The sequence below is a fragment of the Candidatus Jordarchaeum sp. genome (genome assembly GCF_052745115.1).
Genome location: NZ_JBRAKS010000001.1, coordinates 43,889 through 54,131 on the forward strand (window position 1 = coordinate 43,889; position 10,243 = coordinate 54,131).

The window sequence follows — 10,243 nt, forward strand, 5'->3', positions numbered from 1 at the left end:
TCATCTAATCGGTTTTTATTCAAAATGGTGGTCCTGGTGGTGGGGGTATAATGCTCCATTTTTCACTAGGACTTCTCCAATCACCCTTCGACTCCCGCAACACCCTTTCGTCAGAAGCTTGCCTCTTTGTTTTTAGCCCTAGTTTCTTTTTATATTTGTATACTGTGGCTTCTGATACTCCCAGCCGTTCGGCTATTTCGCGGACAGTTAGTTCTTGTCTGTTTAATTGTCTTAGTTCTTCATCCGAAAACTTTCTTGATGTCATAGTGCATGCCCGATTTCGTAAGGTTCAACTACTCCTTTATAAATGCTTACAGCCTTTCTTGAAGGTGAAATTTACATCTCATTTAGGGAATAAATAGTGTTTAGATTTATAAATTAATCAATTTTTATTACTTATTTTCAATTTTAAAATTTATTTTTATATTATTTTTATATTAGAGTTTAATGAATCCTTATTTTTCTAGAATTAATGTAGGTCTTCGAATCAGGTAAAAAACCAAGTATAAAAAATATTCAAATTTTTAGCAAAAAACGACATAAAATTATACATAAAAAATTATATCATTTTTAGAAAAAATTTTGAATATTTTTTTAATTAACATGCCAGCTAGTATCTACCACTATAAAAAAAGAGGCACATAAACGGAGTTTTAAACCTTTAAAAAAGAAAAAAACAGAAATAAACTAATAAAAAAGGGAAAAAAACCAAAAAACCAATCCAAACAAAAAAATAAATCAAAAATAACGTCCAAAAACGTGAAAATTTCCCACATTAAAAACGAGCGCACACCTTTATAAAGGGAAAACTGAACCTAAAAACCCAGTGCGGCGCAAACACCGCGATAAAAAACATCCTCAGTAACAACCACCCCCATATTTCACAGCCCGAATCCGAGCGCCGCACCCAAACAAAACAATCATGAAAACAAAGAAAAAATGGACTGGTGAAAATAATGCCAATGGTCTATTGTAAGATTTTAAGAAGGCAGGTTGATGGAGGTTACTGCGCCTTCATATGTGAGCTTCCAGAAACCGATAAAAAAATCATCTACAACCCATTCAGGGGAATATTCGCAGAATGCATCCACAGCAAGAACACCTCAAAAACAGTCACTAAAACCATCACCACCGTCATAAAAAAATCTGAATCAGAAAACCCGGAAAACAACCTAAAAATTCCTCAATCAGCAATTCTCAAACTAGTAAGCGTCCTGGAGGGGGAAGAGTAATGGACATAAACAACATTAAAGGCGTGGGACCAGAAAAAGCAAAAAAACTCATAAACGCCGGCTACAGCACCGTGGAGAGCATCGCCTTCTCCTCACCCAGAGACCTCTCAATGGATTCCGGCATACCCGAGGAAACCGCCAGACAAATAATAACCTCCGCCAAAATGGTGGTGCGCTCCAAAGAAAACACCAAAGGAGGAAAACTAGTAGAAATCCTATCCGGAAAAGACGCCAAAAAAATCCTGGGAAGCATGGACCACATAACTACCGGCCTTAAAAGACTCGACCACATACTAGGCGGAGGAATAGAAACCTGCGCAGTCACCGAATTTTACGGACCAGCCAAGGCGGGAAAAACCCAGATCTGCCACCAGCTCTGCGTAACCGTTCAACTCCCCAAAGAAAGAGGAGGACTTGAGGCACCAGCCCTATACATAGACACGGAGAGAACCATGAAATACGAACACATCAAAAGCGTGGCGGAGAGATTCGGTCTAGACCCAGACCTGGTGAGCGATAACGTTTTCTACGCCTACGCCATGAACAGTGAGGCCCTCTACGAAATAGTTCACAAGAATTTGGATGAGGTGGTTCAAAACCGGGGAATCAAACTGGTGGTGGTGGACTGCCTAACCGGACACTTCCGAGCAGAATACTGTGGCAGAGAGAGTTTGCCCGCAAGGCAGCAAAAAATAAACAGGATTATCCATGATCTTCTAAGAATCGCAGTCTCCCAAGACCTGGCGGTTGTAGCAACCAATCAGGTTCACGCCCAGCCCGACCTATACGGAAAGAGCGAGAACCCCATAGGCGGCCACACCGTAGCACACGGAGTCACATTCAGACTAGGATTAAGCACCAGAAAATACAACATGAGAATAGTAACCGTGGTGGACGCACCTGCTTTACCACCGGATGATGCTTACTTCGCCATAACCTCAAGAGGACTAATCGACATCACCGCCAAGGATCTAAGCTCCAAGGAACCTGTGAAATTCTCTGAAGGTTTAGAAATGGAGGAAAAAGAAGTCGAAAAAGTGGAGGAAGCGGAAACAATCATAGACTAGGCGAGGATTAGTCATGTGGAAACGGGGAGCAACTCTGATACTGGTTTCGTTCATTCTCATCCTAATGGTTTCCGTTCTTTTTGCGAGCGTTAGCTCGTCCCCCGCTTTCACAGCTCAATCAAGTAATAATGCTAATTCCTGTTATGTTCCGAAATCGGTGGTGAATGCTGCTTACCTTACCAATCAATCCACAGTGCAAAAATGGGAAAAATACTTTACAAGTAGTTCTCTCCCAGCTAATCTACAAGACACAGTGGGATACCTCTCTGGTCTAGGCACCAGACACCCCTCAAAACCAGAATGCAACACTTCCGCAAACTACATCTTCACACAGCTCCAATCCTACGGTTACACCCCACTAAGAGACTACTTCACGATTATGTGGCAGGGAACCCCCTACATCACCCAGAATATATACTGTGTGAAACCCTCTTCCTCACCAGAAATTATTCTCCTGGCCTGTCACTACGACTCAATAAGAGCACTTCGAATCGGAACAACAGTCTATGGAATTCAGAACACCAACTGTCCCGGAGCCGCTGACGACGCTGCCGGTGTGGCGGTGCTTCTTGAAACCGCAAGATTACTCGCAGATGTGAACCTTGAGAGGACTCTGGTTTTCGTCTTTTTAAGCGGAGAGGAGGGAAACAGCACCATAGAGCACTGGTTCGGTTCCCAACAACTAATCAATCAAGGGTATAGCCTATTTACCACCCAATTCTCAAACATAAAAAGAGTAATATACCTAGACACGCTTGGGGAGCCACCATACGGAGCGCCACGCGGAAACATAACCATTTACTCAATCCTCCCAGTATTCTCACACACAACCTCCCTTATCGGCGCCGCATCCGATCTAGGTGTTAGTGTTGTGTCACAGACCAATCCTAGGGCATCAACGATTTCGGAGGCTCAAAAACAGTTCTGCTCGGAGTGGAAACTACAATCAGTTCTACCCACGGTAACCATATCCCAGGGGAACTGGAATATCACTTTGAGCGATAGACTCACCGAGCGTGACATTGCTTCCCAAATAGATTACACTTTTGTTAATGACGTTACTAAAATTGTTACCGGAGCAATGGTGAGAGAATTCTTCACTCTTCCGCTAAGCTCCCCCAGCTATAAAAATGAGTGGTATAAACTAGCAAGCATTAATCCATACGGAATAAACCTCTTTGAAAAAGATTATACTGAATATTTAGCTAGTCCGAGTTCTGACGTGATAATAATCGGACCGGAGCTAGATTTTAAACCCAACGAGTTACAGAACCTAATTGCATTGGGAAAACCTATCATCTGCACCGGGGAGAGCGGGGTGCGATTGCTCAACAGTCTAGGAGCCCAAGTTACAGGCATCACTTCTTATACTGATATTGTTTCTCTAACCAGAGTGGATTTGTTCTACCATCCAATATGGGAAAATGTGGAAGAGAACATCACTGTTATGATTAACCGAGGCCAATCCACCCTGATTACCACGGGAAATAATCTTTTCTCGTTTCTAGAGTATGGGGGTGATTGTTGGTTAGGGTTCTACTACGGTAACCAGTCTTTAAAGTATGTTTTCTACGTGGGAAGGGACAATCCTGCAAATCTAAGCAATAAGGGAAAACAAGTTCTAAGCAACCTGATATTCTGGAGCGCCCAGGGACAAGAGTACATTCTACAGCTTCAATCCACAAGAATTGTGGCCGGGCAGATAAACGACCTCACAATGGCCATAAGAAGCGCTCTAAGCTGGGACATAGTTAAGGCTGACACAGTAAACTTGACCATTACTCAAAATGGGAAGGAAGTATTCCGAAACCCTGTTTCCACTTTGAACGGCTTTTTTAGTGTTAGTCTTAGTCTAGACTTGGGGGAATGTGTTTTTACGGCTTCTAGTGGCACAGTTTCCGCTACCCGAGTAATTCGCGTGTTAATGCCGTTTAAGGTTCAGGCTTATTCCCCTCTATTCTCAGTTCAGAACCAGTTTTTTGTTTTGGCTTTAAGAATTGATAGTTTATCATCCTCGGAGCAAAATCTTGGTATTTTCATCCCCGAACTTCAGGTGTTTAATCGGATAAATCTACATCCGAACCAATCGGTGGTAATCTATGTTCCCGCGGTTTACAACCCTGCATCTCCTTACGATCAAGGCTTTCACATGTTAACGGTTCTGGTTCAGGGCGCGTATCAGACCGTATCTTTCTCACCCATGTGGATATACTTGGAAATGAGTAGCCTAATTTTGGGCTACATCATACCTCTAATTGCTATTTTGGCGGTTAGCTTTCTTATCTACAGAAAGATATACCTGGTTAAACTGCCTGAGGAGATAAGGTTTAGGGAGACCAAGAGGAGGGAGAGGCGAAGTTACTTTAAAACCGTGGTTTTAGACTCTGATATAATTGGGGTTCTAAGAGAGTATCTAAAAAAGAGGGGATTTCGGGAAAAGGCTGAAAACCGCTTCTATAACTCCGAGATGATAATCGAAATTGAAAATAAAAGTGAGGAATCACAGATTAAAGTCTTCTCACTCAAACCGATCTTATTTGAAAAAGACCTTCTTGAACTAACCAGAAAAATGATGGTAAACAGAGCTATTACTACTGGAAATCAGGATGAGACGCTTATAAACCATTCTGATAACATAAGTGAATTTGAAGGAGGGCTTGAATAGTGTTGGGAGAAGAATTCTTAAACTGGATAATAGGAGCTTTACTATTTGACGGAATTATACTTGTTATTGGCTTTTTCATGGTGTTTCTGGGGTTAAAGGTTGCTATCTCGCTTGTGGGGGCAGAAGAGTCAAAAATGTTGCCCTTGATTCCCTCAAAGCTTCAACTGTCGGAAAAGGCTAATCCCTATGTTCAGATTGCCGAAGCATTAGAAGAAGGGGATCAAGGGGCATTATTATGGCTGATCAGCCAAACCACACCAAGGAGTAAAATCATTAAAGCTCTAAACTCTGTAGCAGTAGACTTGTTTTTAGGCACAGCCTCCCTGCTATCGGTTTTGAGTGTATACATCGAGATTAGGGCTTTACCCGTTCAAGACTGGATTTTAATTATCATGATTATAGCAGCCATTATTCTAGTAGCAATATCATACTGGAGAGTGAAAGATTGAAAATTATTAAAAATGGAGCCGCCGCTAGGAAGGATAAGTATCAGAAATTGAGCGTCTTGTTCGCCGATCACATTTTTCTTGTGGGGAACGAAGCGGTGAGCCCTCTGCGGTTAAATCCTCTGGAAGTTTAAGATAAAATCCACAATCATTCTTACATTCTCATATTATGGTAATCAGGAATTAAGGAGGTTTAGATAGAAGTGCCAACTGAAAAAATAAAAGCCAAAGAACTGGAGATTGAAACAGAAACCGGAGAATCAGAAGAAAGAAAAGAATTCATTAAATCCTACGCCGAGTGGGCGGATCGCAACGCCAAGCTATTCAGCCTGATAAATGTTTGCAAGTTCATGGTCGTTGCCACCGTGGGTCTACTATCCTACTTTATTTCAAAAACCTATCTCCAATACCCCTACTGGATAATCGCCACTATTATATGCACTTACATCTCAATGTGTGCAGTCAGTCCCAGGTTCGCAGCGCCATTCCTCAAATTATTAAGCCATGGAAAGTGGCCTAGTAAGGACAAGTTCTCACTGGTCGACCCTTTACACGATGTGTCATTCTTCTTCATGGAGGGCGAAGACTCGGTTCTAATCATGCGAGACAACTACAAACTAGCCGCATACGCCATGATGAAGCTAGAAGAGATCCCCTTGAGCATAAGGGGCAGCTTCAACTACTTCTTCCGAACACTCTACCTACAAAAAATACCGGTAATCTACTTCGTAGAGGGCAGCCCAGTGTCTGAGAGAACAGTGAGATTCCTACCAAACCTAGAAGAAGGCAGCCGACGAACCATCGCTAGACGAGACACCTCAAGAAGGAAAACCTGGCTCTGGGGCGAGGGAGGAGTCTGGACCACCCGCATAGTTCTGGGAACCAAGAAAGAAACAATAGCACCAGTAAGACTCGACCACTCAATCGGAAAGCTGGTCGAAGAAGTGAAAATGAACGCCTTCACACTGGCCACAGCGTTTGAGAACTCCTACCCCCACTGCAAAATCGAACCCCTAGTGGGCGAATCCCTACTAGATGCTACTAGAGCTATGCTGACCGGGGGAGCAGTGTCCCATTTTTTCTAACCGGGTTGGAGACAGCTCCAACCTTCGTAGACATCGCAACCTTCATGACCAAAGGCTTAACGGTGAAACCAGCCGCAGAATTCGTAAGCCCCTCCGTGGAATACGACTTCAAGCTAGGCAAGGTTATTGAAACCGAAACCTACAAGCAAGACGTAGACATAGGACTGAAAATAAATCACTTGGCCCGGGGCATCATGGTGGCCGGGGGAAGCCAAGAGGAACGCAACGCAACAAACCTGAGCATAATATTCGAAGCCTCCAAATTCGACTGGAACTACCTAATCATAGACACCAAGAAACAGCTCCGAAGACTAATAAACATGAATCCGGAAACACGGGTGTACCCCAGCAAAAGCATCTGCATAAATCCCTTAGACCCCGAAGGCTCAAGCATTTCCGAGTACATTTCCCTACTTCTTAGGCTGTTTCAGGTTCTATGGGATCTCACCAACAGACAGAGTATAGGTTTAAGTGAGGCTCTAAGGAGCGTTTACGAAAAGCAGGAGGAGGGCGCGGTTCCCACATTGGAGGATTTGAGAAATGCCCTGATTAACCAGAGCTCATCCAAGCTACGGACAACACAGGAGCGAAGCGAAATAGAGGGACTAATACGGGGTGTTACGGGCTTGGTTCTCTCCGAAGAATCACCCACCATAAACGGGCGCTCAACAATGCCGTTCCGAGACCTAACCTCAAACCCCACGGTTATCGAGATTTCCCAAAAGGATCAACTCTTCTCAAGCTTCTTCAAGGGATTAATAATAATCAAAGCACTGGCAACGGATAGTGGAATGTACTCTATATTTATTGAGGATGCGGAGGAGGTTTTCAAAAACATCAGGTTCGGCTGGGGAACCCAGCAGGTCTACTTCCAGGAATCACTAACTAGGTGGGTGGACAGTCTCAAAGACATGAAGGTGGGACTGCACGTCTCAACCAGTCTACCCAGACTAGTATACGGGCCGGTCCGCCCAATGATAGAGACCCAGATATTCCACAAACTCGTTTCCAGCGAAGACATCGAAGTGGCATGTGACCTCATGGGACTGGAGGAAAACGCCCCCGGAATACATTCGCTCAAGAGGGAAAGACTCTACCAAGGAACCTACTTCAAGTACCTGAAAGAGGGAGAAGCCCTATTCCACATACCAGACCTACCAACAGGATTCCCCGTAACCCTACACTATAGTAAGGGCGTGACATCAAGGATACCCTCAGATCAAGAGATAAGAGAGAGACTGGAAGAGCTATACCCCCCGCAAAACATTACTGCGGTAAGCTTACCATCAACAATGCTTGAAAGGGACTTAAGAAACGAAATTGGGGGCGCGGTAAAGATACTGGAACTGCTCAAAGAATATCCTCAGCTCTCCCTGACAAACATTGTCCAAAGCCTGAAGGTAGAAGTCGACCCGGAGAAACTAAGATATCTCATAGAGAAGCTCAAGGACTTGGAATATCTCAAGGAAACTCTGGAAGTGTGGAAGTCCAGAACCAAAAGAGTTTACTCCCTGACCCTGAAAGGAGAACAGGCACTGGAAGAATACACAGAATCCACACAGCTACACTAGCGGTCTTTCCACACTAGATCACTTCCCCATTTTTTGGTTTTTAAAGGTGCAATAGGGTGAGTTGAAGATCATCAACGACCCCTAACGCAAACTGAGTTTAAGTGTTTCTAGCATAAATTATCGGGGATTAAAAATGAGAATTACAAAAAAGAGAAAAAAGGCTCTAAAAACACTAGACGTTAGGCGTAATTATTTCTCGTTCAGAAATGGTGCGAAAAATTCTAAAATTCTTCAGAGGTCTCACCGAAAAATGCAAGAACTGTGATAAAAGACGCTTGAAAACGGTAAAAATTTCCGAAGGTATTAACTACGCCTAAGGTCTACTTAATTATGATAGGTATCCTACTCACATTACCTCCTCTCGCTTAAAAAACATACATACGCTGAAGCGTTCTAGAAAGAGAATGAAAATGATTTTCATGGGAAATAAAAAAAGGGGAGAATTTTTGGTTGGTTTAGTGTTTATCGCTTCTTTTTAAAGTAAATAACTAGTCCTACCGCGACACCTATTGCTGCTACCGCTACTAAAGCGATTATGCCTACTGGGAAGTTACCCTGACCGGCTCCAATGATGGCAAGGAGCAACAAAGGAGTAGTTGTTTCTGGAACACTCTTCTGATTGATTACCTCTATAGCCATAGGAGATAGTAGCGGGTCGTCTTCACCCATCCTTATGGTTATGTTCCAGGTTCCAGTTTCGGGAATATCTATAATCGCCGCATGCCAGTTACCGTCCGATATCTTTACTGCGTTTATCTGGTTATCTCCGAGGGTAGCATTCACTTGAGCTTGGAATCCATACCAGTAAACGACTACAGCATGAGATGACTCCAAGTTTAGAAGGTAAGAATAGGTTTTATCCTCGTGAATAGTATCACTTATCTGCTGAATTGAACCCACAGATGTTGACAAATTAAGCAATAATCTCGCCTGATCAATCAGGATTTTCGGTATCCTCAGATTCGCAATTACACCTGTTTCAGGATGGACGGGTGCTTGGCTCGCCCACCTTAAAGCATTAGACATTATCTGTTTGCAAGGACCATCAGTATCAGTTTCCAATGAGGGTTTGAATGAGAAGTAAACCGCCTTGTGATTCCCTGCCTCGTAACGTAGAATTGCTGCACGTGGAGCTAACCAATCATCAGATTGTGCTACTATCGTCGCAGGTTTTACTACCTCTTGTATTTCTACAGGTATAGGAATAGTAATATTCTCATCTATGTCGTGACCTCCAATTGAGAATTTGAGGGATATGGTGAACTCGTCAGGAAAACTAAGTCGTGCTTCGTATAGATTCATTAGCATTTGAGTCATTGAATCAGTGACGTTATTCATGATATCAATGAATTGTTGAGTACTTAGAGACATTACTGGCGCGACATAATTCGTGATAAAGTTTGTTACGATGTTATCTGTTGTGTTAGAAAGTATCTGATATATTGTGGAGTTGAGAGATGAAATTATAGTACCTATAACAGTTTTGACACTATTAATCGCGTTTATAGCCATCAGCTCAGGATACACTAATTGCCAACCAACAGAGGTTCCATTAATAGTATAGAACCCTTTAGAATCCAAGTTTATCGAAAAGTTTCCACCTATACCTTGTAAAAGCGGGTCATCAGTATTATCAACGGTGAATTGATTACTAAACGGTATACCCGTAGGCATCAGCGGAACACTACGAACAATGTAAGACAAGACTTCCCCAATTTCGGGTATTACTTTAACCCAATCTGCTATCCATTCCCTAGCCTCTTCGTAAAAGGGAAGTAATCCCCAACCAAAGTTTCGAGGAATTTAAAGTAGGAATTTGTGGGGTTTTTAAAAGATTTTACAGTACTTATGGTTGCCACTGGAAAATGTTGCTCTTAGAGCAACTAGTGACGACGCACCGGGCACTTGCATAGTATACGTCCTATCGAAGCCTCTCCTTCCATTCCCCGGAATGGAGGTTTTTAAATCTGTGCAGCCTGGTGCGCCCCTATTCTACAGGAAAGAATATATCACGTTTCGGTTCAGGTTCCCCTTCCCGGATTTTCTGCTTTTCGTGGGGTTCAAATACCTTTTTTGGAGAAGAGGGGGGAGAGGTTGATTTGTGATGGATGTTTACTGGTTTCTGTTAAACCCCCTGGTCCGCGACCTTCTCAACATCGTGTTCGGCATCCTGCTGG

9 protein-coding genes are annotated in these 10,243 nt (G+C 43.1%); 7 read left to right on the forward strand and 2 right to left on the reverse strand.

The annotated features are described in order from the left end of the window. Positions 1 to 19: 19 nt before the first annotated feature. Complete coding sequence (locus ACUVXA_RS00190; protein ID WP_445869205.1) at positions 20 to 265, reverse strand: HTH domain-containing protein; 246 nt, start codon at positions 263 to 265, stop codon at positions 20 to 22. A 691-nt stretch (positions 266 to 956) separates the two neighbouring features. Here ACUVXA_RS00190 and ACUVXA_RS00195 point away from each other — a divergent pair. The 7 genes from ACUVXA_RS00195 (at position 957) to ACUVXA_RS00225 (ending at position 8,066) form a co-directional block, all read left to right on the forward strand. After that, positions 957 to 1,232, forward strand: a complete 276-nt coding sequence (locus ACUVXA_RS00195; RefSeq protein WP_445869206.1) for a hypothetical protein — start codon at positions 957 to 959, stop codon at positions 1,230 to 1,232. Continuing rightward, the gene (gene radA / locus ACUVXA_RS00200; protein ID WP_445869207.1) at positions 1,232 to 2,299 is read left to right on the forward strand and encodes a DNA repair and recombination protein RadA; all 1,068 of its coding nucleotides are present in this window, start codon (positions 1,232 to 1,234) and stop codon (positions 2,297 to 2,299) included. The genes ACUVXA_RS00195 and radA overlap by 1 nt, the downstream gene beginning before the upstream one ends. A 13-nt stretch (positions 2,300 to 2,312) precedes the next feature. Then, complete coding sequence (locus ACUVXA_RS00205; protein WP_445869208.1) at positions 2,313 to 4,964, forward strand: M28 family peptidase; 2,652 nt, start codon at positions 2,313 to 2,315, stop codon at positions 4,962 to 4,964. After that, complete coding sequence (locus tag ACUVXA_RS00210; protein ID WP_445869209.1) at positions 4,964 to 5,413, forward strand: hypothetical protein; 450 nt, start codon at positions 4,964 to 4,966, stop codon at positions 5,411 to 5,413. Before ACUVXA_RS00205 ends, ACUVXA_RS00210 begins: the two co-directional genes overlap by 1 nt. Further along, positions 5,410 to 5,544: a hypothetical protein gene (locus ACUVXA_RS00215; protein WP_445869210.1), complete on the forward strand. Its 135-nt coding sequence runs from the start codon at positions 5,410 to 5,412 to the stop codon at positions 5,542 to 5,544. Before ACUVXA_RS00210 ends, ACUVXA_RS00215 begins: the two co-directional genes overlap by 4 nt. Positions 5,545 to 5,613: 69 nt before the next feature. After that, positions 5,614 to 6,495: a hypothetical protein gene (locus ACUVXA_RS00220; protein WP_445869211.1), complete on the forward strand. Its 882-nt coding sequence runs from the start codon at positions 5,614 to 5,616 to the stop codon at positions 6,493 to 6,495. A 5-nt stretch (positions 6,496 to 6,500) separates the two neighbouring features. Next, positions 6,501 to 8,066 carry a hypothetical protein gene (locus ACUVXA_RS00225; protein ID WP_445869212.1) on the forward strand — a complete coding sequence of 522 codons (1,566 nt, stop codon included), beginning with the start codon at positions 6,501 to 6,503 and terminating at the stop codon, positions 8,064 to 8,066. 462 nt (positions 8,067 to 8,528) lie between these two features. Here ACUVXA_RS00225 and ACUVXA_RS00230 read toward each other — a convergent pair whose 3' ends face one another. Next, positions 8,529 to 9,770 (reverse strand): hypothetical protein, encoded by a 1,242-nt coding sequence (locus ACUVXA_RS00230; protein ID WP_445869213.1) that lies wholly within the window; start codon positions 9,768 to 9,770, stop codon positions 8,529 to 8,531. Between the last annotated feature and the right edge of the window lie 473 nt (positions 9,771 to 10,243).